24 protein-coding genes are annotated in these 23,703 nt (G+C 37.3%); 19 read left to right on the top strand and 5 right to left on the bottom strand.

What is annotated here, in order from left to right; genetic code table 11:
* The 13 genes from V7068_RS06205 to V7068_RS06145 form a co-directional block, all read left to right on the top strand.
* Positions 1-659: flavin monoamine oxidase family protein (locus tag V7068_RS06205; protein WP_499711578.1), on the top strand; the 659-nt coding region annotated here is incomplete at its 5' end.
* A gap of 71 nt (positions 660-730) precedes the next feature.
* Positions 731-1,129 (top strand): nuclear transport factor 2 family protein, encoded by a 399-nt coding sequence (locus V7068_RS06200; protein WP_499711577.1) that lies wholly within the window; start codon positions 731-733, stop codon positions 1,127-1,129.
* A gap of 216 nt (positions 1,130-1,345) precedes the next feature.
* Positions 1,346-2,299, top strand: coding sequence for a cation diffusion facilitator family transporter (locus V7068_RS06195; protein WP_499711576.1), 954 nt, complete (start codon positions 1,346-1,348; stop codon positions 2,297-2,299).
* 80 nt (positions 2,300-2,379) lie between these two features.
* Positions 2,380-2,931, top strand: a complete 552-nt coding sequence (locus V7068_RS06190) for a thioredoxin family protein (RefSeq protein WP_499711575.1) — start codon at positions 2,380-2,382, stop codon at positions 2,929-2,931.
* Between the two features lie 252 nt (positions 2,932-3,183).
* Positions 3,184-4,386: a glycosyltransferase family 4 protein gene (locus tag V7068_RS06185; RefSeq protein WP_499711574.1), complete on the top strand. Its 1,203-nt coding sequence runs from the start codon at positions 3,184-3,186 to the stop codon at positions 4,384-4,386.
* Positions 4,387-4,407: 21 nt separating this feature from the next.
* The gene (locus V7068_RS06180) at positions 4,408-5,724 is read left to right on the top strand and encodes a glycosyltransferase (RefSeq protein WP_499711573.1); all 1,317 of its coding nucleotides are present in this window, start codon (positions 4,408-4,410) and stop codon (positions 5,722-5,724) included.
* A 41-nt stretch (positions 5,725-5,765) separates the two neighbouring features.
* Positions 5,766-7,067: a nucleotide sugar dehydrogenase gene (locus tag V7068_RS06175; protein ID WP_499711572.1), complete on the top strand. Its 1,302-nt coding sequence runs from the start codon at positions 5,766-5,768 to the stop codon at positions 7,065-7,067.
* A gap of 123 nt (positions 7,068-7,190) precedes the next feature.
* Entirely contained in the window at positions 7,191-7,814 is a 624-nt protein-coding gene (locus V7068_RS06170; protein ID WP_499711571.1) for an NUDIX hydrolase, read from the top strand.
* A 528-nt stretch (positions 7,815-8,342) separates the two neighbouring features.
* Positions 8,343-9,299: a sugar kinase gene (locus tag V7068_RS06165; RefSeq protein WP_499711570.1), complete on the top strand. Its 957-nt coding sequence runs from the start codon at positions 8,343-8,345 to the stop codon at positions 9,297-9,299.
* A 35-nt stretch (positions 9,300-9,334) separates the two neighbouring features.
* Complete coding sequence (locus tag V7068_RS06160; protein ID WP_499711569.1) at positions 9,335-9,955, top strand: bifunctional 2-keto-4-hydroxyglutarate aldolase/2-keto-3-deoxy-6-phosphogluconate aldolase; 621 nt, start codon at positions 9,335-9,337, stop codon at positions 9,953-9,955.
* 12 nt (positions 9,956-9,967) lie between these two features.
* Positions 9,968-11,044, top strand: coding sequence for a mannonate dehydratase (gene uxuA / locus V7068_RS06155; RefSeq protein ID WP_499711568.1), 1,077 nt, complete (start codon positions 9,968-9,970; stop codon positions 11,042-11,044).
* Positions 11,041-11,877 carry an SDR family oxidoreductase gene (locus tag V7068_RS06150; RefSeq protein WP_499711567.1) on the top strand — a complete coding sequence of 279 codons (837 nt, stop codon included), beginning with the start codon at positions 11,041-11,043 and terminating at the stop codon, positions 11,875-11,877. Before uxuA ends, V7068_RS06150 begins: the two co-directional genes overlap by 4 nt.
* 208 nt (positions 11,878-12,085) lie before the next feature.
* Entirely contained in the window at positions 12,086-13,087 is a 1,002-nt protein-coding gene (locus tag V7068_RS06145; protein ID WP_499711566.1) for a LacI family DNA-binding transcriptional regulator, read from the top strand.
* 273 nt (positions 13,088-13,360) lie between these two features.
* Here the strand turns inward: V7068_RS06145 and V7068_RS06140 are convergent, their stop codons facing one another.
* From V7068_RS06140 to V7068_RS06130, 3 genes are all read right to left on the bottom strand, one after another.
* Positions 13,361-14,443 carry a lactonase family protein gene (locus V7068_RS06140; protein ID WP_499711584.1) on the bottom strand — a complete coding sequence of 361 codons (1,083 nt, stop codon included), beginning with the start codon at positions 14,441-14,443 and terminating at the stop codon, positions 13,361-13,363.
* 53 nt (positions 14,444-14,496) lie between these two features.
* Positions 14,497-16,245: an adenine deaminase gene (gene ade / locus V7068_RS06135; RefSeq protein ID WP_499711565.1), complete on the bottom strand. Its 1,749-nt coding sequence runs from the start codon at positions 16,243-16,245 to the stop codon at positions 14,497-14,499.
* 113 nt (positions 16,246-16,358) lie between these two features.
* Positions 16,359-16,826, bottom strand: coding sequence for a nucleoside deaminase (locus V7068_RS06130; RefSeq protein ID WP_499711564.1), 468 nt, complete (start codon positions 16,824-16,826; stop codon positions 16,359-16,361).
* Between the two features lie 194 nt (positions 16,827-17,020).
* On the opposite strand from V7068_RS06130, the gene V7068_RS06125 reads away from it, so the two are divergent.
* The 4 genes from V7068_RS06125 (at position 17,021) to V7068_RS06110 (ending at position 19,317) form a co-directional block, all read left to right on the top strand.
* Positions 17,021-17,923 carry an AEC family transporter gene (locus V7068_RS06125; RefSeq protein WP_499711583.1) on the top strand — a complete coding sequence of 301 codons (903 nt, stop codon included), beginning with the start codon at positions 17,021-17,023 and terminating at the stop codon, positions 17,921-17,923.
* Positions 17,924-18,060: 137 nt separating this feature from the next.
* Entirely contained in the window at positions 18,061-18,471 is a 411-nt protein-coding gene (locus tag V7068_RS06120; protein ID WP_499711563.1) for a hypothetical protein, read from the top strand.
* A gap of 189 nt (positions 18,472-18,660) precedes the next feature.
* A complete protein-coding gene (locus V7068_RS06115) occupies positions 18,661-19,053 on the top strand; it encodes a nucleoside 2-deoxyribosyltransferase (RefSeq protein WP_499711562.1) in 393 nt (130 codons plus the stop codon).
* 132 nt (positions 19,054-19,185) lie between these two features.
* A complete protein-coding gene (locus V7068_RS06110; protein WP_257467232.1) occupies positions 19,186-19,317 on the top strand; it encodes a hypothetical protein in 132 nt (43 codons plus the stop codon).
* Between the two features lie 411 nt (positions 19,318-19,728).
* On the opposite strand, the gene V7068_RS06105 is transcribed toward V7068_RS06110, so the two are convergent.
* Positions 19,729-20,475, bottom strand: a complete 747-nt coding sequence (locus V7068_RS06105; RefSeq protein WP_499711561.1) for a L,D-transpeptidase family protein — start codon at positions 20,473-20,475, stop codon at positions 19,729-19,731.
* A 167-nt stretch (positions 20,476-20,642) separates the two neighbouring features.
* Here V7068_RS06105 and V7068_RS06100 point away from each other — a divergent pair, with 167 nt between their 5' ends.
* Positions 20,643-21,092, top strand: coding sequence for a YueI family protein (locus V7068_RS06100; protein ID WP_499711560.1), 450 nt, complete (start codon positions 20,643-20,645; stop codon positions 21,090-21,092).
* An 85-nt stretch (positions 21,093-21,177) separates the two neighbouring features.
* On the opposite strand, the gene V7068_RS06095 is transcribed toward V7068_RS06100, so the two are convergent.
* Positions 21,178-22,005 carry a formate/nitrite transporter family protein gene (locus V7068_RS06095; protein WP_499711559.1) on the bottom strand — a complete coding sequence of 276 codons (828 nt, stop codon included), beginning with the start codon at positions 22,003-22,005 and terminating at the stop codon, positions 21,178-21,180.
* A gap of 393 nt (positions 22,006-22,398) precedes the next feature.
* Here V7068_RS06095 and V7068_RS06090 point away from each other — a divergent pair, with 393 nt between their 5' ends.
* On the top strand, positions 22,399-23,475 hold the full coding sequence (locus tag V7068_RS06090) for a branched-chain amino acid aminotransferase (RefSeq protein WP_499711558.1): 1,077 nt from the start codon (positions 22,399-22,401) through the stop codon (positions 23,473-23,475).
* Positions 23,476-23,703: the final 228 nt, after the last annotated feature.

Below are 23,703 nucleotides of genomic sequence, written 5' to 3'. Positions count from 1 at the left end.
CGCCAGTAAAAAGAATTGAATACGGTGAAAATGGCGCTCTTGTTTTTACTGAAAAACAAGTGTGGAAGGCAAAAAAAGTAATTGTCGCTGTTCCGCCAGCTGCTAGCGGTCGCATTAAATATAATCCGCCTCTTCCAGCGGGGCGAGGTATAATAACTGGGAAGATTAATCAATCTTCTGTTATTAAGATGATTCTTATTTATGACAAGCCGTTTTGGAGAGAGGAAGGTTTAAACGGCCACGCACAGTGCGATAGAGGGCTAATTCGGCTTGTTGCAGATAGTTCGCCAATTGATGGGAGGAAAGGTGTTTTAACGGTGCTCTCTGGAGGAAGATACGCAAAGGAATTGGCCCAACTTGAAAAGCAACGCCGAAAGGAAACGGTGTTAAAAGAAATAGGGCTCTTGTTCGGTCCGAAAGCTGAGCAACCAATTGAGTTTTATGAAAAAGATTGGACAGAGGAACCCTGGATTCGAGGGGGATATGCGGCTCATTTTCCTCCAGAAATTATTACTTCCTTCGGTGAATGGCTGCATCAACCTATTGGACCAATTCATTGGGCGAGTACGGAAACGGCAGATGAATGGAAATTTTATATGGAAGGCGCCATACAATCAGGAGAACGTGCGGCAAAAGAAGTATTAAATAAGCTTACTTGAATAATACCTTTAAAATGCATTTAATTCTAAAATGTAATAAATCCTAAAAATGAAATGAGAGGCTGATTAAGATGAATACGGAACACCAGTCTGAAACGACACTCAATAATAAAGAGAAAGCAGTGTCGTTTCTACAACTCGTAGCATCGGGGAGAGTTCGTGAAGCATATCAGAGACACATTGGCCCTGGCTTTCGCCATCATAATCCCTTTTTTCCCGGAGATGCTGATTCATTAATGCTAGCGATGGAAGAGAGTGCAGCCCAAAATCCCCACAAGACACTTGAGGTTAAACTTGCTATCGAAGAGAACGAGACCGTTGTAGTTCACTCTCATGTCAAACAGAATCCTAATGACTTTGGCGGGGCTGTTGTTCATATCTTCCGCTTTCAGGATGACCGAATTGTGGAATTATGGGATATTGGTCAATCTATACCAGAGAACTCCCCAAATAAAAATGGAGTGTTTTAACGTCTTAACATGAACTTTGCTGAAATTAATAATTTGCACGGGATTCAAACGGTAAACTGACCGCTTCCACGGCTAAGGAATGGAATAATTGGCAAAATAAATTCTAAAACCATACAAGAATTAAAAATAAATTATCGCAAAAAAAAAACGGTACTCTTTTCCTTTGTTCTGGAGATAATAACTTTCGATAAACCAAACAAGAAGGGACTACCACGGATGAGAGAATTATTTCAGTTGTTGAAAAAGGGGAACAAATCCGCTTTTATTGCAGCTTGTGTGAACACGATTATTGCGATTTTAAAAGGGGTAGCTTTTTCTATTACGGGCAATGTGGCGATGTTTGCTGAAACCTTACATAGTTTAGGCGATGCGGCCAATCAATTGTTTGTATTTATTGGATCTGCGTTAAGTAAGAAGTCGCCAACAGATCGATTTCCTAATGGATTTGGGCGACTAGTCAATCTTGTTTTATTAGGTGCGGTATTAATTGTTGGGATTATGTCGTATGAAACGATTAAAGAAGGGATTCATCATATTTTGCATCCAGTGGAATCAGAAGGTATTTTAATCAACTTATCAGTATTATCGATTGCTGTTATTTTAGAAATGTATGTACTGTATAAGGCAATGAAAGAAGTGCTGCATGAAACAGGAACGGAAGCAAAGGGCTTGTCGGTTTTATACAAAAGCTTTGGAGCACTGAAGCGTGCAAAACCAGCGACCAAGCTTGTGTTTATGGAAGATGCGGTAGCCACATCAGGTGGTTTATTAGCCATTATTGCGATTTTGTTAGCCAGGTTTACACCATTTGATACAGCGGAGGGGTTTGCTTCTGCCATCATTGGTCTTATGATGTTCTTTGTAGTTGGACGAGTATTTCTGGATAATGCAGCTGGGGCTCTAGGTGAGGCAGATTATGATATGCAGTTGAAAATTGGGCAGATGGTGATGGATGATCCAGATGTGCGTGATATTCAAGAACTGCTGGTCATTAAAGAAGGGGAAGACTTTCACGTTGAATTGGAGATAGAACTCGATGCTTCCATTACGCTTGCGAAAGCGGATGATATTAAAGATCGTTTAAGGTCCGCTATTTTGAATGAAAGAGGCGTAACCCATGTTATTATCGAGTTTGATGAAGATGATAAGGTCCCTCAGTGGCAAGAGTAGCCGAATTGTTTCGTTAGCAAATGAATGCAAGAACCTGTTACGATTAGGGTGTTCGTATATAAAGAAAAAGGAGTGGACATATGACATTAAATAAATGGTTTGAAAAAGGCCAAACATTTGAACAATATCGTACAAGTATGCAAGTGAATCAAGCTGAAGTAACGGCAGTTTATGAGAAGGTACGATTAAATGACGAAGATCAACGTTTCTTAACGGACCTTCGTCAGCGCAACTGGCGAGGGATTGTACTAACAGCGGATTGGTGTGGAGATGCAGTATTGAACGTGCCGATTATTCAAAGAATGGCTGAAGTAAGTGATATTGAATTGCGCTTCCTTATTCGAGATGAAAATTTGGAATTAATGAATCAATATTTGACGAATGGAACGTCACGTTCAATTCCAATTTTTGTTTTTATTGATCAAGAAGGAAATGAAGTTCGCGTTTGGGGACCGAGAGCAGATGAGATTCAGCAGCTTGTTACATCGTTAAGAAATGATTTGCCAGCAAGCGATTCACCTGATTTTGAAGAAAGGCAGAAAAATATGTATCGTGAATTTAAACAAACGATTACAACTGATCCGAACATGTGGCGTGCAGTCATTGATAGTGTAAAGAAAAAATTAGCATAATTCTAGGGAAAAACGTTTGGAGGATACTCTTCCAGGCGTTTTTTTATGATTTTGTAAAAATTTAAGCTGTATGATGAGAAAGTTATTGTATTTGATTCAAATATTTCAATTTTATTCCACATTCACAAATCTTCAATAAAACTTTCATATTGTTAAACATTTCTTTATTCTCCATTAATACGTGCTACATATTCGCTCATTATACTGAAGTTAGATTACAAATATTGGAGGAATAGAGGTGATAGGGTTTTTATGAAAAGCATCCTAATGATTGTCCAAAATTTTTATCCTGAAATTGGGAGCGGCGCAAATCGCTTAAAAAATATATATTTGCATTTAAAGAGAAGCGGATATGAAGTGACCGTATTAACGATGAATCCGAGTTACCCTAATCAGAATTTGTATCAAGATGAACAGTTTTGGGATGAAGAGGATATTGAACAGGATGTAATTAGAATTCACCCGGCAAAAATAAAAAAGTACACAAGTAGTATTTGGTTTCGTCTATTTCATTACTTAGAATCGATGTTTTTATTTATTTTGACAATCTTCAAGCTAAAGAAAAAATACGATTATGTATTTATCTCCACACCGCCTATTTTTCCGAGTGTGGCAGGCATGATTGCGAAACGGAAAATGAAGGCGAAACTTATTACCGATGTTCGAGATTTATGGCCGGAGAGTTTATTGGGGGTGGGGGCATTTACTAATAAAGCCGTGTTAAAAGGAGCTTATTGGTTCGAAAAAAAATTATACAAAGCATCTGATCAAATTATCATTAATAGCCCGATTTTCAAAGAGTATATTCAGGAAAAAGGAGTAGAGGCACAGCGAATTCGTTTTATTCCAAACTCTTTAACAAGTGAAGAATTGAATCTTGCTCTCCGTCCTCCACCATTATCAGAAGAAAAAATAAAGGTGATGTATACCGGGAATATTGGTTTAGCGCAAGATATTTTGAAACTGCTTAGCGTTGCGGAACGTTTAAAGGAATATCCAAACATTGAGTTTGTCATTATCGGATATGGTTTTCGAAAAAATGAAGTGGAAACCGAAATAAAGGCAAGAGGGCTGAACAATATTACTTTCACTCAAGCGAAAAGCAGAAAAGCGACTCTTCAGGAATTAGCGGCTGCTCATATTGCCTATGTTAGTTTAGTAGAGAAATCGGTTTTTGATAAAGTATTGCCAGGGAAAATCATTGATTATATGTGTGTCGGCAAGCCGATTGTCGCTGATGTGGCAGGCTTTGCAGCAAACGTGATTCGAGGAGCGCGATGCGGGCTTATAGCTGAAAATAGAAGTGTTGAGCAAATTGCAGATCATATCGTGATGTTGGCTCAAAATCGAGGGTTAATGACCCTTTTTGGAAACAATGGCTATCAATATGCTAAACAACATTTTTACTGGAATCATAATATCGAAAGATTACGCCACATATTAGAAGCTCAGTAAATCATATTCTTGGAGGCTAAGATGTCTAAAAAAGTATGCATGTTTGTTTGGAACCACTTCACAAATGATGCCAGGGTGCTTAGAGAATGCTCGGCATTAACGGAAGTTGGCTATGAAGTAGATTTAATTGCGATTCATGATTGGAAAGATGAACAGTTAGCAAAAGAGGAGCAGCATCCCAACGGTTTTCGGGTTATCCGAGTCAATAATCGGATGAATTCGCTTCTTCGTGTCATTCGTTTCATTAAAAAAGTGAAGAAGAAAAAAATTGAAATGATGCTCCTGTTTTTAATTACTTTCAATATTTTATTGAATCTTGAAGTGATTACAAATTGGTTTGGAGTAACCATCTATTTTAGTTTGCTTGCTTTAGCAGGGATCTTGATCTTTGCACTAACGAAAACAAAAATTCCAACATTAATGGTTCGAGGTTATATTTTTAACCAAATGGTGCGATATGGTCGAAAAAAGAAATATGATTTCTATCACTCGAATGATTTAAACACGCTTATGCAAGGTGTACTCTCAGCTAAGTGGCTTCGCCGTAAAAAGCTCATTTATGATTCTCATGAAGTCCAAACGAGTCGAACGGGATATAACAGTCCTATTTACGGCATAATGGAACGAGTTTTATTATGGTTCGTCGATGAAATCATTACCGAAAATCATACGCGTGCTAAATATCACGATGATCGTTATGGACATTATCCAAATGTTGTTCATAATTACCCAATTCCAACTAACCCTGAGAAAAGCTCGGCTATTAATTTGGCAGAATTATTGCAAATTGAACAAGATGAACCGATTCTCTTGTATCAAGGGGGCATCCAAACTGGACGAGGGTTAGAGAAGATTGTTGAAGCGGTTCCGATGATGGAAAGAGGTACGGTTGTGTTCATTGGAGATGGTCGGCTAAAGCCGGAGTTAGTCAATATGGTTGCGGAACGAAATCTTGAACATCGTATTAAATTTATTCCGAAAGTACCGGTGGATGAACTTCTTCATTATACGAAGCATGCTTACTTAGGATTCCAAGTATTAAATAATGTTTGTTTCAATCATTATTCAGCCTCTTCTAATAAGCTGTTTGAATATATGATGAGCGGAGTGCCAGTTATTGCTTGTAGTTTTCCGGAAATTCAGAAAGTTGTAGAAGAGGAGAAAATTGGTGTTTGTGTTGATTCACATGAGCCGGCATCCATTGCTGAAGGTGTCAATTATTTATTGAATCATCCCGAAGTTCGTGAGCGAATGAGTGTAAATTGTTTACATGCTCGTGAAAAATATAATTGGAAAAAAGAAAAAGAAGTCTTCATTGAGATTTACGAATCAGCCTAAAGTAGTAGATTCATATATAAATCATGAGGAGTGGGGAAGAGATGAAATTATGCACAATGGGATTAGGGTATATTGGGTTACCAACTTCAATTATGTTTGCTAAACATGGAGTAGAAGTGGTAGGTGTGGATCTTGTACCAGAAATTATTAATCAATTAAATGATGGTAAGATTCATATTGAAGAACCTGGATTGCAGGAGTCTTTAACAGAAGTCGTTGAAAGCGGAAAGTTTCGTGCTTCAGTAACGCCGGAAGCAGCCGATGTATTCTTAATTGCTGTGCCAACGCCAAATAAAAAGGATGTACATAGATCATGTGATTTAACCCATGTGTTACAAGCGATGAAACAGATTCTCCCGTTTATTCAAAAAGGAAATACAATCATTATTGAATCGACAATTGCTCCAAGAAGCATGGAAGATCAGATTGCTCCTTTATTAGAAAAAGCAGGTTATATGATTGGTGAAGATTTGTATGTCGTTCACTGTCCTGAACGTGTATTACCCGGACGCATTTTCCATGAATTGGTGTATAACAATCGAGTGGTCGGCGGCATTACAGAAGCTTGTACGAATGCAGGTGCTGCTGTATATGAAACCTTTGTTAAAGGAGAAATTATTCGGACGAATGCAAGTACTGCTGAAATGGCCAAGCTGATGGAAAATACGTTTCGTGATGTAAATATTGCTCTTGCCAATGAATTAGCTAAAATTTGTTTTGAGTTAAACATCAATGCACTTGATGTAATTGCAATGGCGAATAAACATCCTCGTGTGAATATTCATCAGCCAGGGCCTGGGGTAGGGGGGCATTGCTTAGCGGTTGATCCACATTTTATTGTTGCCGAAGCCCCTGAATCTGCTAAAATCATTGAACTAGCTCGTGAAACAAATAGGACAATGCCACAGTATATTGTCGATTGCGTTAATATGTTGCTTAGACATCTGCAGTTTCCGAAGATTGCTGTCTTTGGTCTTTCTTATAAAGGAAATGTGGATGATTTACGAGAAAGTCCTGCCATTGAAGTTATTAACTTATTAATGAAGCAAAAAAATATTGAGCTCACTTTTCATGATCCGCATATTCCGTTGAGTAAAATGCCGGTCGTATCGGCGGAAGAAGCGGTTCATCAAGCTGACCTTATCTTGCTTTTAACTGATCATCAAGAATTTAAAGACATGGATTTGGATATTTTATCTCAGCAAATGAACCGGAAAATGATTTTTGATACGCGTAATTGTATTGATTCAGAACGATTTGAACAAATTCAAGTTGTTAATTTAGGCAATGTTCATGAATGTAAAACATCGGAGCTTGTGAAAAAATTATTAAAAGTGTTGTAATGAAATCGAATGTTGAGTAAACCGTAGCTATATAATGCTGCGGTTTTTTTGATTGCATAAAATTTAGACTTGGTACTATAAGCAGTATACAATAGAGGTATAGTAATAAATGAGGTGAAATGGATGGATGCAGGAGAATTGAACAAAAGATTAGCAGCACATAAACCTTCTATATTAGGAAGTGAAACATTTTCTGAATTCGCGGTTCTATTGCCGCTCGTTGAGAAAGAAGATGGGCTTCATATTCTTTTTGAAGAGCGAGCTCATACATTGAAGCGTCAGCCGGGAGACATTTGTTTTCCGGGCGGAAGAGTGGATCATGATGACCGTGATGAAAAACAGACAGCCATTCGTGAGACGATGGAGGAACTTGGATTAAATCGGCGTGATATTGGCGACCTTTATCCGTTAGATTATATTGTGACACCATTTGGAACAAAGATAACCCCCTTTGCTGGTTATATACATAATCTCGATAATATTCAAGTAAACCAAGCTGAAGTAGCTTCTATTTTTACGGTTCCATTAGCGTTTTTTATTGAACATCCACCTAGAATTTTTCAAGTGAACTATAAGATTGAGCTTGACGAGCAGTTTCCTCTTGATTTAATCATTGGAGGTAAAAACTATGACTGGCAGCCGCGAAAAATGGATGAATATTTTTATCGGTATGAAAATCGCGTGATTTGGGGACTGACCGCGAGGATTTTAACCCATTTTTTAGATGCATTTTGTCGATTGAAGTGAGGACGGAGATGTACTCTTATCCAGGCAGATTTCATTGAAATGTCAGCTAATAGAGGTAAATCAATCAATTTATGTTAAATATTCCAATTTATTCATTGGTGTAAGGTTTTTAGAATAAGTTAATTTTTACAGGAAAGAATAATAATTGTTCCGATTCGTTCTTTTGATCTTTTAAATGAAGATACTCTATTCTCAAGAAAGATTACATATTGAGAAGTGAAAAGCGTGTGAAATTGCGGTTTCGCACGCAATAAGCTTACACATCATTTGATTAACAATATAGTTTAACAGCGCCAACAAAAAGTAGAAAATCAGGACAGAAAAAATGCTTAAGTACAAAAAATACGAATTTTTTAATTTATTTGTTGTATTTAATAGATTTTTCATTTACAATTTCACTAAACTCTTTTATAAACCGGTTTAGTAATTTACTAAATCGGTTTATAAATTTAATTAAAAAATTAAAATCATGAGATAGGATCAAATATTCCCTTATATTTGTGAATGTTTGACAAAGGAGGTAGTGTAGTGTCATCAAAATTTGGTGTTTTAACACTAGGTGACGCCATGATTACGTTAAATCCTGCAGAAACTGGGCCTTTACGATTTGTGACCCGTTTTGAGCGTAAAGTAGGAGGGGCTGAACTAAATTTTGCCATTGGCTGTGCCCGACTTGGTATGCGGGCAAAGTGGCTGAGCCGTTTGGGGAAGGATGAGTTTGGTCGTGTTATTTATAATTTCGCACGCGGCGAAGGGGTGGATATGGGCGATGTAGCTTATGTAGAAGGTTATCCAACATCTTTGAATTTCAAAGAAATTCGAGAAGATGGTTCAGGGAAGACTTTTTATTATCGATATCAGTCGCCTATTTTAACTCTAGAGCCAGAAGATATCACGGATCGGATGTTTGAAGACATTGATCTTGTCCATCTTACAGGTGTATTTTTGGCTATAGATTCTAAAAATGTAGAGATTGCTAAGCGAGTTATGGAAATCGCTAAACAAAAGGATATCCCGGTTTCATTTGATCCTAATATCCGCTTGAAGCTATGGACGATTGAGGAAGCGAGAGCTGTTTATGCAGAACTTTTCCCATATGTTGATATTTTGCTAACAGGACTTGATGAAATACGGTTGATTAATGGATTTGACTCTGAAGAATCCTTGGAGGAATTCGCACATATCAACAAGATTGATCAGCTTGTCATTAAGGACGGGGCCAACGGTTCGAAGCTGTATACAAATGGGGTGTGGCATAGGAAAGAAGCATTCCCGGTAATTCCGGTAGACACTGTTGGTGCGGGAGACGGTTTTGATGCCGGTTACATTTACGGGTATCTTCATGATTTATCAATCGAAGAACGTTTGGCATTCGCAAACGGTGTTGGGGCCCTTGTCACGACTGTGTTAGGGGATAACGAAGGCTTGCCATATTTGGAAGAAGTGCGGGCTTTCATACAAAATGAAGATGTTATTGAAAGATAAGGTAATGAAGAGGATATTTAAAGGGGGTAGAGGTAATGGATAAACATTCAATTATTCATCGAATAACAGAGACGAAGGTTGTGGCTGTTATTCGGGGGCAGGATGCAGAGGAAGCCATCCAACTGTCTAAAGCTGCTATGGAAGGAGGAATCCGAGCAATCGAATTAACGTATACCACTCCACAAATTGAAGACGTTTTTAAAGAGTTGCAAAATACGGATGCACTCTTAGGAGCAGGCTCTGTATTGGATTCAGAAACAGCACGTCATGCCATTTTAGCTGGTGCTCGTTTTATTGTGAGTCCGTATTTTGCCGAAAATGTTGCAGTGCTTTGTAATCGATATGGCATTCCCTATATGCCTGGGTGTATGACAATTAGAGAAATGGCTATGGCTCTTGAAGCAGGCTGTGATGTTCTGAAACTATTTCCGGCAAATCACTTTGAACCGTCTTTTATCAAGTCTGTAAATGGTCCGCTGCCTAATGTAAGAATTATGCCAACAGGCGGAATTAATTTGGACAACATGAAGGAGTGGTTACATGCAGGTGCAGTAGCAACTGGAATTGGAAGTGACTTGAATAAAGCCTATCAGAGCGGTGGCTATGAAGCCGTAGTTGAATTAAGTAAAAAATATATGCAGAAAAGTGCTGAATAACGGGGGTGTATGATGAATATTACATTTAGATGGTATGGCAGAGGTAATGATACTGTCACTTTGGAGCAGGTTAAACAAATTCCTGGAGTTAAGGGGATTGTCTGGGCCTTACACCAAAAACCTGCCGGTGAGGTATGGGAAAAGGAAGAAATTAAAGAAGAAATCGAGTATATCCAGTCGTTTGGATTTCACACAGATGTTGTGGAAAGTGTAAATGTTCATGAATCCATTAAATTAGGCAATGAAGACCGTATGATGTATGTCGAAAATTACAAAGAGACGATTCGTAACCTTGCAGAGGTTGGAGTAAAAGTCATTTGTTATAACTTTATGCCGATTTTTGATTGGACTCGTACGGAAATGTTCCATCCTTTGGAAGATGGTTCAACAGCTTTATTTTATGAAAAAGCAAAGGTGGATAAGTTAGATCCACAAGAGCTAATTCGTACGGTAGCAGAAGCTTCCGATTTAACATTGCCTGGTTGGGAACCAGAAAAGATGGAGCGAATTTCTGAATTATTTGAAGCCTATAAAAGTGTAGACGAAGAAAAGCTGTGGGAGAATTTGGGGATATTCCTAAAAGAAATATTACCTGTAGCCGAGGCATGCGGGATTAAAATGGCGATTCATCCGGATGATCCACCTTGGTCTATTTTTGGCTTGCCACGCATCATTACGGGTGAAGCAAGTTACGAGAAATTAATTGCCATTTCTGATTCACCGTCGAATGCATTTACGATGTGTACAGGTTCAATGGGAGCGAATCCTGAAAATGATATGGTTCAAGTAGCTAAGAAGTATGCTTATCGTGCTCCTTTCTCCCATATTCGTAATGTGAAAATTTACGAAAACGGTGACTTTGTGGAAACATCTCATTATACACAAGATGGTTCCATTAATGTTAAGGGTGTGGTAGAAGAATTAAGCAAGCAAAATTATACTGGCTATGTAAGACCTGACCACGGTCGTCACATTTGGGGAGAGGTTTGTCGCCCAGGTTACGGATTATACGACCGAGCTTTAGGAATTATGTATTTACTTGGATTGTGGGATGCATATGAATCAAGCAAAGTAGGTGATAAACAATGATTCCAATTCACGAGAACTTAACAGGCAGAGTAGCCGTAATCACAGGTGGAAGTGGTGTATTGTGTTCAAAAATGGCTGAAGAATTAGCTCGTCATGGGGTTAAAATAGCCATTTTAAACAGAACAGCTGAAAAAGGGCAACAAGTGGTCGAAACTATTAGCCAAGCTGGTGGTACAGCCATTGCGATTGCCGCAGACGTTTTGGATAGAACTTCATTAGTGAATGCAAAAGAGAAGGTCATTGAAGCGTTCGGGCGCATAGACTTGTTAATCAATGGAGCTGGAGGCAATCATCCTGATGCCATTACGGATTCGGAGAAATTTGAGGAAGATGTAGAAGGAAAATCATTTTTTGACTTGAATGAAAACGGTTTTTCAAAAGTTTTTTCCAGTAACTTCACAGGTACATTTTTAGCAAGTCAGGTTTTTGGAAAGACATTATTAGAAGCAGAATCACCTGCTATAATCAATCTTTCCTCCATGAGTTCCTATGCACCGATGACCAAGGTACCAGCTTATAGCGCTGCTAAAGCTTCGGTTAATAATTTTACAATGTGGATGGCTGTTCATTTTGCTGAAGCAGGTTTACGGGTAAATGCTATTGCTCCAGGATTCTTTTTGACAGAGCAAAATCGAGACCTGCTGCTTAATGAAGATGGCAGTCTAACTGCACGATCTAATAAAATTATTACCGCAACACCGATGAAACGCTTTGGACAACCTGAAGATTTACTTGGTACTTTGCTTTGGCTTGCTGATGAATCCTATTCAGGTTTTGTCACAGGAATTACGGTGCCAGTTGATGGTGGTTTCATGGCTTACTCAGGTGTGTGAGTTTTAAAGGAGCTTTTCTAAATAAAAGGACCTTTTATCACAGCTTACTGATTATGGGAGGGTATTGGGAAATTGTGTTTTTGGTGTAACAGGAAGATGATTGTAAAGCCGTTCCTAATATAATAGAATATTTGTTAATGTATCATAAACGATTTTACTAAAATGGTGATATATACCGGTACAAAAACACAAGATAGGAATGAATGAAATGAAAGCTATTACAATTACTGATGTCGCCAAACATGCGAAGGTATCGAAAAGCACAGTTTCCCAATACTTGAACAAGCGATACGAGTACATGAGTGAAAAAACGAGAAAAAAAATTGAAGAGACGATTGAAGAGCTGAACTATCAACCTAATATTATAGCGCGAAGTTTAAAACAAAAATCTACTTTTACGGTTGGAGTAGTGGTTGCCAATATTCTTCACACGTTTTCTACACAAATTATTCGTGCTATAGAAAACTACTTTTATAAACAAGGGTTTCATATTATTGTATGTAATGCAGATGATAATCCTGAGAAGGAAAAGAACTATATAGAAATGCTAAGAGCAAAGCAAGTCGATGGAATCATCATTTTTCCCACAGGGGACAATCTTGATTTATATAAACGTATGAAGAGTGATCAGTTTCCAATAGTGTTTATGGACCGGGCGATAGAAGAATTAAATATTGCGACAGTTATGCTCGATAATCAGCATGCGTCTAAATTAGCCATAGATCGATTTGTCGAAAAAGGTTATGAAAACATTGCGATCATAACTACTTCTATAATCCGGAATATTAGTCCACGTCTTGAACGTATTCAAGGATACAAAGAGGCGCTTGAATCACATGGCATACCATTCAATCGGGATTATATTAAAACAGCGAATGCTGAAGAAATTTCGGACAAGCTTTCAGAATTATTTGAATTGAAAAAGCCGCCTCAAGCCATATTAGCAGGAAATGATATCGTGCTTAATGAAGTTTTAAGATATATGAAAAAACACGATTTAAACATTCCTGATGATGTTGCGGTTATAGGAATTGACGAAGTTCCATATGTTGATTTCTATACACCGACTATAACAACGATTAATCAGCCAGCAATAGAAATGGCAAACCAAGCAGCAGAATTATTGCTTAATCAAATCAATAAAACAGGAAAAGAAGACACAAGCGTGCATCGTTTGAAACCGACTTTGCTGTTAAGAAATTCTTGCTAGATTTCAGGTGAAAAAAAAGTATTTTTTCACCTGGATTTTACTAAATCGATTTACTGTCGAGAAGGCTCTATTAAACTATATCGTTGCTCAACAGTGTTATACAAAAGACTGTCACACTCATTTGATATATAAATGGAGTGACACTCTTTTTTTAAATAATCAATATATGAGGCCCTCAGATTTTACTAAATCTGAGATTTTTGATGTTCTTTTCGATAATTAACTGGATTGTAGATAAACTTTTATTTTTCCGCATAAACAACCTTTCAATTTTTAACGTTTGGTATGAGAAAGAAACTTCACACATACCGGATAAGGAACAGATACGCTCCCTTGAAGCAGCGTTAATCGTCCTGTTTGCTGATCGCGTGCAAATAAAGTAATATTCCCTGACTTTTCATTGGTAGCAATAAGAAAGGATTCGGAGGGGTCAAGCGCGAAATCACGTGGCCAGTGTCCTTCTGTTCCGATAAGCTGTAGTAAGGTAAGATGTCCGGTTTCGCTATCAACAACAAACACTGCAATGCTATCGTGACCGCGATTAGCTGCGTAAACAAAACGACCGTCAGACGATATAGAAATCGCACTTCCTTGATTGTTGGCGTAGAAATCACTTGGAACAGAGCGAATGCTTTGAATCATCTTAAAACATCCGGTGTTTTTTTCGAATTGGAGAACGATGACTTCCGGACGAAGCTCGGCCATGACATAGACGTATTGTTGATTTGGATGAAAAACAAGATGTCTTGGGCCGCTGCCAGGAGCTGTTGCTAACCGATTTACTTCATGAAGTTGATCTTGTGTGACGCGATATGTAAGGATGGAATCGATTCCTAAATCGACAGCAATGATATACTGCTCATCAGGGGAGAATCCAGCATAATGAGTATGCGCTTTTTCTTGTCGCTCTTTGTTTGGACCCGAACCTCTATGTTGAATAGTGGATATAACATGGCTAAGAGCGGCATTTTCCTCAATATGATAGGATTCAATAAGTCCGTCTCCATAGCTTGCTGCAACAAGCATGTTGTTGTTCTTGTTTACACTAATATGGCAATACGATCCATTTTCAGATTCAGATGTATGTAATAAAGTCAGTTCACCGGTATTGTGATGAATGGAAAAGCTTGCAATAGCGCCTTTTCCCTCTACTTTATAGTTGGCATATAAAAATTGGTTGTTATCACTAATAGCTAAATAAGTTGGATCCGTTAATGTCGCAGCTAAGCGAGGCTGACTAATTGTGCTTGTTTTTGGGTCAAGTGTAAATGAATAGATTCCCTTGCTTATTCCTCTTGTGTATGTGCCGAGATAGCCAATGAATGTCAAGGTATTTCCCTCCTTTGTATCTCGTATTATAGCGTCAAAAAGGTGCCCTCAAAAGAGAGGAACACCATAAGCTGATTCTGTTAAGTAGACGATACGGCTTCAATTGGAATATGAGAAAAGGAAGAAGTGAGGAATAGCCCTTGATCAGTTAATTTAATTTCAGGAATGACAGGCAATGCTAAAAATGCAAGTGTTAAAAACGGATTAAATTGTTGACTTGCGTTCAATTTGGTTAGTGCTTGATCTATTTCCGCTAATTTCGTAATTACTTGTTGGTAGGGGGAGGTCGACATTAAACCAGCAATCGGTAGTGATAATGAGGCCAATACTTTACCATGCTGAATGACGACTAAACCGCCTTGCATTTCTTTAATTGCTCGAGCAGCTACCGCCATGTCTTCGTTGTTTGTTCCTGCGATGATTAAATTATGAGAGTCGTGAGCAACCGTTGTCGCAATGGCCCCTGACTTTAATCCGAGGCCTTTCACAATACCGAGCCCTATATTTTTTGTATGATGATGTCGTTCAATCACAGCTAAAGTTAAGTGATCGATATCGCTTGAATATTGAAATACACCTGTATCGTCAACATTCACTTTTTCGACTAGATGTTTTGTAATAAGACTATTTGGGATGATTTCGATAATATTAGCTAAGTTATTTGCGAAAGAAATAGCAAAGTCCGTTGCTTGTAAATCATGAAAATGAACGGTATTTTTTAATGAATCTTCTATGCCCAATGGCTGTACTTCTGGAAAATGAATCAGTTCACCTTGTGCACAAACTAGTTCTCCGCTTTTATAAACCGAATCAATATTAATGGAAGATAAATCATTGAGTAATAAAAAGTCCGCTTTATATCCAGGAGCAATAGCTCCTTGATTCGCTAATCCAAAACATTGTGCTGTATGAATAGAGGCCATTTTAATTGCATTAATCGGTTCAATTCCATGTGTAATGGCGAGGCGAACATTATAATCGATGCTTCCTTCACGATGAATATCATCTAGATGACGGTCATCTGTGACAAACAAGCAGCGGTGAATATTATTTTGGTTGATAGCGGGAAGAAGATTGATTAAGTCTTTGGCAACGGTACCTTCTCGAAGCATTAAATACATACCATTTCGAAGTCGTGCCTGAGCTTCTTTGGCTGTTGTACTTTCGTGATCAGTTGTAATATGAGCACTCCCGTACACGTTTAGCTGTTGGTTTGTTAATCCCGCAGCATGGCCATCTATTTTTTTATGCAAGGAGTTTGCATCTGTTAATTTTTGTAACATATCAGCATCACAACTTTCGACAGCTGGATAATTCATTACTTCTGCTAATCCAAGTACGCGGGGGTGCTGATAAAATGGTAATAAATCTGAGCTGTTTAATGTCGCGCCAGCATGTTCAAAAGAAGTAGCGGGAACGCAAGAGGGGAGCATAAAGTAGAAGTCAAAAGGGAGCTGCTCCGATTGGTCCAGCATATATTGAATGCCCGTTGATCCAGCAACATTAGCAATCTCATGAGGATCAGCGATGACACATGTTACACCGTGCACAAGCAGTGCTTTCGCAAATTCTGAAGGACGAACCATGGAGGATTCGATATGAACATGTCCATCAATGAAGGATGGTGATACATACTTTCCTTCGGCATCGATTTCTTTTTTACCTGTATATGTTCCGATGCCGGCAAAAAAACCGTCCACAATGGCGATATCTCCTTCAAAGATATTTCCGTTAAACACATCGATAATTTTTCCATTTTTAATGACACAATCAGCCGCTTCTTTCCCGGAAGCTACGTTAATTCGTTTTTGTAACATACGTTGATCCATCGGTTCATCACTCCTTTGTCACATCATCTCTTTTGAATGAGGCTCTGTTATGGTACACGGTTGATTTTTGGTTTATTTGTGTGATCAATAATATTATTTAACAAAGCTTTGAATTAATATTCTACTTTATCGCTGAAAGTTTCCCACGTTCTAAACGGTAAATCATAGTTTGGAGAATCTAGCTTTTTCATTTGCAAGGAGCGTTGATGGATGGGGAGTTCTAGCTCTTCATAGATAAATTGATCATCGAAACCGATTGCAGCAGCATCTTCTTTCGTACAAGCATAATAAACGGCTTTTGGGCGTGCCCAGTATAAAGCACCGATACACATTGGGCAAGGCTCGCAGCTTGTATACACTTCACAATCGTCTAGTTGGAAGGAATTTAAATTTTTGCATGCATCGCGAATTGCTTGAACTTCAGCATGGGCTGTTGGGTCGTTTATTGTTGTGACATTATTACATCCTTTACCGATAATTTTTCCATCTTTAACAATCACGGCTCCAAACGGACCGCCGCCTTTTGCTAACACATTGTCTTTCGCTAGTTGAACAGCCATATCCATGAATTTTACATCCATGTTTAACACTCCTTTTCGTTATGAATATTAATGTTAAAATTTGTAACATAACTCATATATACATATTACCATGAAATGGGTTTAATGACATGCTAAGCGTGTATAAAGAGGGGGTGTATCCTAGCCTAATTTTACTTTCGTTATAGGAAGTGATAGAGTTGGATATAAATATTTTAGTAGTGAAGGTGAGGAAATTGGAATTTTTAGGTGTATTATTGCCTATTTTTGGTATATTTGTCCTAGGGTTTATCGGTCAGAAGAAATTTCATTTAGAGCCAAAAGCAATCTCAACGGTGTCTGTTTATTTAATGTCACCTTTTCTTGTTTTTCGCACTTTTTATACAACGGAATTTAATACGGATTATTTATTTTTAATTTTCTTTACATTTATTCTTTGTATATCGCTCGTTTTAATTGTCTATATTGTTTCGTTTATTCGCTCGTATTCGCGAACGGAAACGTGCAGCTTGATTTTGGCTTCTGCATTTATGAATAATGGGAATTATGGTACACCGGTTGTTTTCTTATTATTTGGTGCTGTTGGTTTAGATTATGCAATTGTCCTGATGGTCGGTCAACAGCTTGTAATGTGTACGATTGGGATTTATTATGCAGCAAAGGGAAGTCCTGAAGGAAATGGAATTCAGTCTGCGCTTCGTGCCGTCAGACGAATGCCGATTGTATATGGTGCAATAGCGGGTTGGCTGTTTCATTTCTTCCATATCCCATTAAGTAAACCGATTATGGAAGCTATTAGTCTTGTGGCGGATGCAGCGATCCCAACCGTAATGCTTGTACTAGGAATGCAGTTAGCGACCATTTCGTTGCGAAAAATGAAAGTACGAAGAATTTCGCTTGCTTTGTTCCTTAAATTAGCGATTTCGCCAACAATCGCATTTTTACTAACACTGATTCTCCCTGTAGATGAAGTCATTAAACAAATTATGATTATTGTTGCGGCGATGCCATCTGCAGCTAATACGACGATGTACGCCCTGCAATTTGACACAGCACCAGAATTTGTTTCCAGCGTAACATTTATTAGTACGGTCTTAAGTTTGGTTACTCTGCCAATTGTTCTCCTTATATTATTATAGATTTTATAAATTTACAGTTATTTCTAAAACTTCAGAAAAGACTTTTTGAGCAGAACGTTATAAAATTTACTTAATTACTTTAGCTATGTTAAATGATCTTGTTGAATCGTTACTATTTTAGATGAGGAGGGGTAGAAGTGCTGCAAACGACAGTTGACTTAGTGAATGTAGAACAAATTGAGGCGATTTTAAAAGAACTTGTGCAAGATTCCTATGAGGAAGTGAAAGAAGAAGGGCTATTATTATGCATGGAATGTGGGGATGTTGATTTGTATATTACAGCATCACATCATGAACTGCTTCAAGATGCAATTCACCGTAACTTTCAGGTTGATGAATATGGAAAAGTAATCAATCGTGAAAAATATCAACAGTTAATGGATGATTTGAACGAATACTTTGTAAAGCTTCATATAGAAAGTGGCTACTTTGATTACTATCCAGCAGGTACATATGAAATAGATGGAGAACAACGTGTATCGGAGACAGATATGTTGGCACCAAAAGGTCAGTTTTATGCACCGTTTGAAGATGCTAAATATATATAAGAATGTTCTTTTTCGAAACGGCTTGGCTTAAACGTCGATTTCGAAAAAAGTACTAAACATCCTAGTCGGATTTTCAACCTTATCTATATATGGATAAGGTTTTTGTTTTTTATAAAGGATATTTTGTTTTTTGCAAAGAATAAATTATATAGGTAACAAGTAATAAGACTTATTAATGGGGGGATATTTGTGCAATATTATTTAGCAACGGATGAAAAAAATAAAAAGCAAGTGCGTTCGTTAGTGAAGAAGCTAAAAACACGAGGCTACAATTGTTTGAATGATTCCAATGTCATAAGGCAAACATCTTGTAAGTCTAATATTGTAAAAACGGATGAATCGGAAGAACAAATGATAGAAAAGGCTGATTTTATTTTAGTGTTTCTCAAGGCTGGAAAAGGGAGTTTATATACGATTGGCTATGCGCTTGCTTTAAAGAAAAAGATTATTGTATATTCTCCTGAGAAAGAACATTATCACCTTGGAAAAAAATCGATTTTTCACAACATGCCCTATGTTGATATTTGTAGCGGTACGTTTTATAAATTAGAAAAAATGCTTCACTCTGTATTTGTAGCGTAAAAGCGTACAAGATTCGTTTCAAATCTGTAACAAGTAAATAACAATTATTACATTAAAGAAGTTACCCCCACATTGTTTAACCATGATCTCGTATCGTGTAATAGAACATAAATTAAAGGGGAGAGATTTGATTTGAGAATAATCGATATCGATCAATTATTGTTAGCGACGGTAGATATAGAGACGGAATCGGTTGCAAATCAACTTCATACGTTTCATATATACGATATTGATCAAGTATTGGAAAAAACAAGAGATGAGTGAAAGCATGACAATGTGTGCATGCTTTTTTTCTGTGTTAAAAGCTATGTTAATGAATATTGTTGATTAATAGGCTCTTTTTAACACAGCTAAATAAAAAAAAGCTCCTTACGTGAAGGAGCGGTATACGAAGTTATGATAGAGATTGTCATGAAGGTACGTACGCATGGATGGGCTAATCCTGATGCATTATTCTTGGTTGTGAGATGAGAATTAAGACTGACGGCCTTTAATAAAGCCGAGCAAAACGAACATAGCAACAGATCCAACAACAAAAACTCCCTTAATAATGCCAACAAGAAGTTCATCGTACATGTATAAGACCTCCATAAAAAAGAATTAAGATACAGCGTAGAATTTACCATTTCTAGGTGAATTATAACATATTTGTTGAAGGGAGTAGTAACAAAAGCGTTAATTCAAGTTTAATGCTTTTCTCGTTTGCGAACCGACGACCCCATCCGCGGTTAAGTTTTTATCCTTTTGAAACTTTTTAACGGCCTTTTCTGTATTCGAACCAAATATACCGTCTGTTCCTTTTGTTGAATAGCCAAGTGAGGTTAGTTTCTTTTGCAGCGTAACAACTTGAGGACCTTGACTTCCTTTTTTTAGTACTGTATCGACTGTTCCAACTGGCATTGTTTCGGTCCCTGTCACTTTAAAGCCATTAGCAGCGGCAATAGCCTTAAATGATTTAGACGAGCTTGTAATAATAACAGGCGTACCTACTTTTACTTTTGAATAAAGCCATTTTACATCTTCGTTGTACATGCGAACGCAGCCAGCACTTACATATTTACCAATAGAACTGGCGTTATTATTGCCATGAATGGCATAGGTAGTACCCGGCGTGTTTCTTGCATTAATGCCAAGCCATCTGTTCCCTAAAGGATTTCTTGGGTCACCGCCTCTAATGTTTTCTTTGTAGTACGGTCTGTTGACAATTTTGTTGACAATCTTAAACTTTCCTTCCGGGGTGTACGAGGGTTTTTTACCAGTCGCAACGAGAAAAATTTTGGTGAGTTTATTATTCTCATAATAGGCTAATTGATTAGTAGTTTTATTAATGATAATCAATTGCTTTGAAGCGGCACCGGCAGGCGGACTGTAAAAAACAAAACAAGAAACGAAAAATAATAGCACTACGAGTAATTTCTTCATATCTCTTTCCCATCCTTCTAAATTGGCGAATCCTTTTATTTTATGCATCGTAAAGAATCTGGATGACAAATAGAAGTTAAAATAGGTATAAAAGCAGGATATGTTTTTAGGAAACACACTTTATGGATGATTTCATACATTGAAGTAAACAATGGGGGGTGGAGAATATGGTAAAAGCTAATATTGAGGATTATTTAGAGCAGGGGATGTATGGAAAGAAGGAAATTAATCCAGCAGAAAGACGAAAATACCTTAGTTCATTACGAGAGCGCGTTATTGTGGTGCTTACTCAAGCACAAGTGCTAGAAAAAGAAGTATACACAGAACTTCTTCCATTATTCAAACAACATCCGAAAGCGTGCGTATTTTTAAATGGTCATATGAATTATACTCATCTTATTAAATATGTGAAATTGGCAACGACTCACAATATTCACTATAAAATTGTGTTAAATAAAGATCACAACTCTGACCTAGGGTTAGTTTTTGCAGAAGAGTTCGCCATTGATCGAGATAATATTTATATAGAAAAAAAACAGAAGAGTGTAAACATAAAGCCGGTGAAAAGGAGTTTCTGGAAACGGCTTATCCGTTTTTGCAGAAGAATAGTAAAATAAGTTGTATGTGTACATATCATCATACAAGTGAATCCCAAAACAAAGCCTCTATCGTTACGATAGAGGCCTTGTTTTGAATATAAGCTTAAGATGTTTTCTTCAAGTAAGAGACATCTTCTCTTTCTTTTTCTTCTGTTTTCTTCTTATTAGAATGGATATATGCTCCGAAGAATAAACCGGCTACTAAAATGCCGCCTCCAACTGCGTTTCCTAAAAATACCGGTACGAAATTACTGAAGTAGTCCGTCCACGTTAAGGCTCCTGCAAAAATTGCAGCTGGAATGATAAACATATTGGCCACAACGTGTTGAAAACCGATAGCTACGAATGCGACAATTGGGAAAATCATACCCATAATTTTTCCAGCAGTATCTTCTGCACTATAAGTAATCCATACCCCTAGTCCAACAAGCCAGTTACAACCAACGGCCGAGATAAAAGCCATCCAAAAACTATCTTCCACCTTAGCTGTTGCTGTATAAATCGTTTTTTCTAAGTAGACGCCTGATCCTGTTAATCCAAGTAGATGTCCGAAAAAATAGGCAACAAAAACAGCACCAATAAAGTTGGTGATGGTAATTAATGTCCAGTTGATTGTCAGTTGTTTAACTGTAACTTTTTTAGCGAGTGCGGCCATTGGAACAGCCATCATATTTCCCGTTAATAATTCACCACCAGCGATGATTGTAAGAATTAAGCCTAGCGGGAAGACTGCGCCTCCGATTAAAGCATTCAGTGTACCCCATTCATGCGGTAAATCGGCAACGACGCGAATATGAAATAAGTATCCTAATGAAATGTAAGCGCCACCTAAAAAACCTAAAATGAGAATGCTTAAAAGTGGCATTGAAACTTTCTTTACCCCTGTTTTTACGGCGATATTCGCCATTTCTTGTGGACTATTGTAACCCATCTTGTACCCCCTTGTTGTTCTTTTAAATTCAATCATTTGTAAATTTGTGAAACAAACTCCTATTGATATAGTACAATTAACTTCACCCAAATTATTATGTCATCTGTGTTACTAAAAAGCTATTATAAAATGATGTTACAGGTGATTTTTTTTTAAAAAAACTATAGTTGTTTCGCTTGTTATATAACAATTCACCTGTACTAGTATAAATGAATGTATATATATAACAAGTGAATTTCTTTATATTCCTCAGTCTATTTACAAATTGAGAATGAAAATTTTCCGAAAATTTTGTGATATAAGGGTTGAACTTTACTTCATGGAAGGAGTAAAATAATTAATACAGATTTTAATCAAAAGTCTAGTAAATTAAATCAACAAGGGGTCTTGGTAATGAAGGAACAAGAATTGGCAATCACGCTTAGCACAACAAAAAAGGAAAAGCCGCAAGCGGATCAACTTCAATTTGGTAAAAATTTTACCGATCATATGTTTATTATGGATTATATGCAAGGACAAGGATGGCATGATCCAAGAATCGTTCCTTATCAACCGCTCACATTAGAGCCATCGGCAATGATTTTTCACTATGGACAATCTGTTTTTGAAGGGTTAAAAGCTTATTTGACAGAAGAGGAAGAAGTTCTTTTATTCCGTCCAGAAAAGAATTTTGAACGCTTAAATAGATCAAACGAACGTTTATGTATTCCAGAGATAGATGTAGAATTCGCTTTAAAAGCATTGAAAGAGTTAATTCGTGTCGATCGTGATTGGATTCCGCAAGAAGAAGGTACATCTTTATACATCCGTCCATTTATTATTGCAACGGAGCCATACTTAGGTGTATCACCGTCGGATCGTTATAAATTTATTATTATTATGTCACCAGTAGGTTCTTATTATAAAGAAGGAATTAAACCAGTTAAAATCGCGGTGGAAACAGACTTTGCCCGTACTGTTAGAGGTGGAACAGGTGAAGCTAAAACAGGCGGTAACTACGCTTCTAGCTTAAAAGCACAGGAAATATCTGAGAAGTCAGGGTACTCACAAGTTCTTTGGTTAGACGGTGTAGAGAAGAAATATGTTGAAGAAGTAGGAAGTATGAACGTATTCTTCAAAATTAACGGTGAAGTGGTTACACCGGCTCTTAGTGGCAGCATTCTTCAAGGGATTACTCGTGCTTCAATTATTGAATTATTGCAATATTGGAATGTTCCAGTAACAGAGCGTCGTATTTCGATGCAAGAAGTTTACGATGCGTATAAAGCGGGTCAATTAGAAGAAGCGTTTGGAACAGGAACAGCTGCTGTTATTTCTCCAATTGGTGAATTTTATTGGAAAGAGGAACAAATGGTTATCAACAACGGTGAAACCGGCGAATTATCCCAAAAATTATATGATACATTAACAGGAATCCAAAACGGTAAAGTAGCAGATTCGTTAAATTGGATTACAAAATTAGAAGATTAAATTACACAATCACACAAATATACAAATACGACAAAAAACCCTTTTTAAAAAAAGGGTTTTTTTGCATGCTATGCAAAATGAGAATAGAGGAAAATTAATAAAGCGATTTCGATTTTAACATCAATGAAATGTTATAGATACTATAAAGAAAAATCGCTTGTAGTAATTTTAAATGTATATCTAGAATGTAATTGTATTTAAACCAAGGTATTTTAAGCGGTTATATTT

It is taken from the genome of Bacillus sp. JJ634 (assembly GCF_036962285.1).
Taxonomy (GTDB): domain Bacteria; phylum Bacillota; class Bacilli; order Bacillales; family DSM-1321; genus Peribacillus; species Peribacillus asahii_A.
This window is presented reverse-complemented; position numbering and strand designations above follow the sequence as displayed.

Coding starts and splice junctions, on each gene's coding strand:
- V7068_RS06180 (WP_499711573.1), top strand. CDS start 4,408: ATGTCTAAAAAAGTATGCATGTTTGTTTGGAACCACTTCACAAATGAT.
- V7068_RS06195 (WP_499711576.1), top strand. CDS start 1,346: ATGAGAGAATTATTTCAGTTGTTGAAAAAGGGGAACAAATCCGCTTTT.
- uxuA (WP_499711568.1), top strand. CDS start 9,968: ATGAATATTACATTTAGATGGTATGGCAGAGGTAATGATACTGTCACT.
- V7068_RS06170 (WP_499711571.1), top strand. CDS start 7,191: ATGGATGCAGGAGAATTGAACAAAAGATTAGCAGCACATAAACCTTCT.
- V7068_RS06160 (WP_499711569.1), top strand. CDS start 9,335: ATGGATAAACATTCAATTATTCATCGAATAACAGAGACGAAGGTTGTG.
- V7068_RS06175 (WP_499711572.1), top strand. CDS start 5,766: ATGAAATTATGCACAATGGGATTAGGGTATATTGGGTTACCAACTTCA.
- V7068_RS06185 (WP_499711574.1), top strand. CDS start 3,184: ATGAAAAGCATCCTAATGATTGTCCAAAATTTTTATCCTGAAATTGGG.
- ade (WP_499711565.1), bottom strand. CDS start 16,245: ATGGATCAACGTATGTTACAAAAACGAATTAACGTAGCTTCCGGGAAA.
- V7068_RS06150 (WP_499711567.1), top strand. CDS start 11,041: ATGATTCCAATTCACGAGAACTTAACAGGCAGAGTAGCCGTAATCACA.
- V7068_RS06105 (WP_499711561.1), bottom strand. CDS start 20,475: ATGAAGAAATTACTCGTAGTGCTATTATTTTTCGTTTCTTGTTTTGTT.
- V7068_RS06200 (WP_499711577.1), top strand. CDS start 731: ATGAATACGGAACACCAGTCTGAAACGACACTCAATAATAAAGAGAAA.
- V7068_RS06190 (WP_499711575.1), top strand. CDS start 2,380: ATGACATTAAATAAATGGTTTGAAAAAGGCCAAACATTTGAACAATAT.
- V7068_RS06100 (WP_499711560.1), top strand. CDS start 20,643: ATGGTAAAAGCTAATATTGAGGATTATTTAGAGCAGGGGATGTATGGA.
- V7068_RS06145 (WP_499711566.1), top strand. CDS start 12,086: ATGAAAGCTATTACAATTACTGATGTCGCCAAACATGCGAAGGTATCG.
- V7068_RS06130 (WP_499711564.1), bottom strand. CDS start 16,826: ATGGATGTAAAATTCATGGATATGGCTGTTCAACTAGCGAAAGACAAT.
- V7068_RS06090 (WP_499711558.1), top strand. CDS start 22,399: ATGAAGGAACAAGAATTGGCAATCACGCTTAGCACAACAAAAAAGGAA.
- V7068_RS06095 (WP_499711559.1), bottom strand. CDS start 22,005: ATGGGTTACAATAGTCCACAAGAAATGGCGAATATCGCCGTAAAAACA.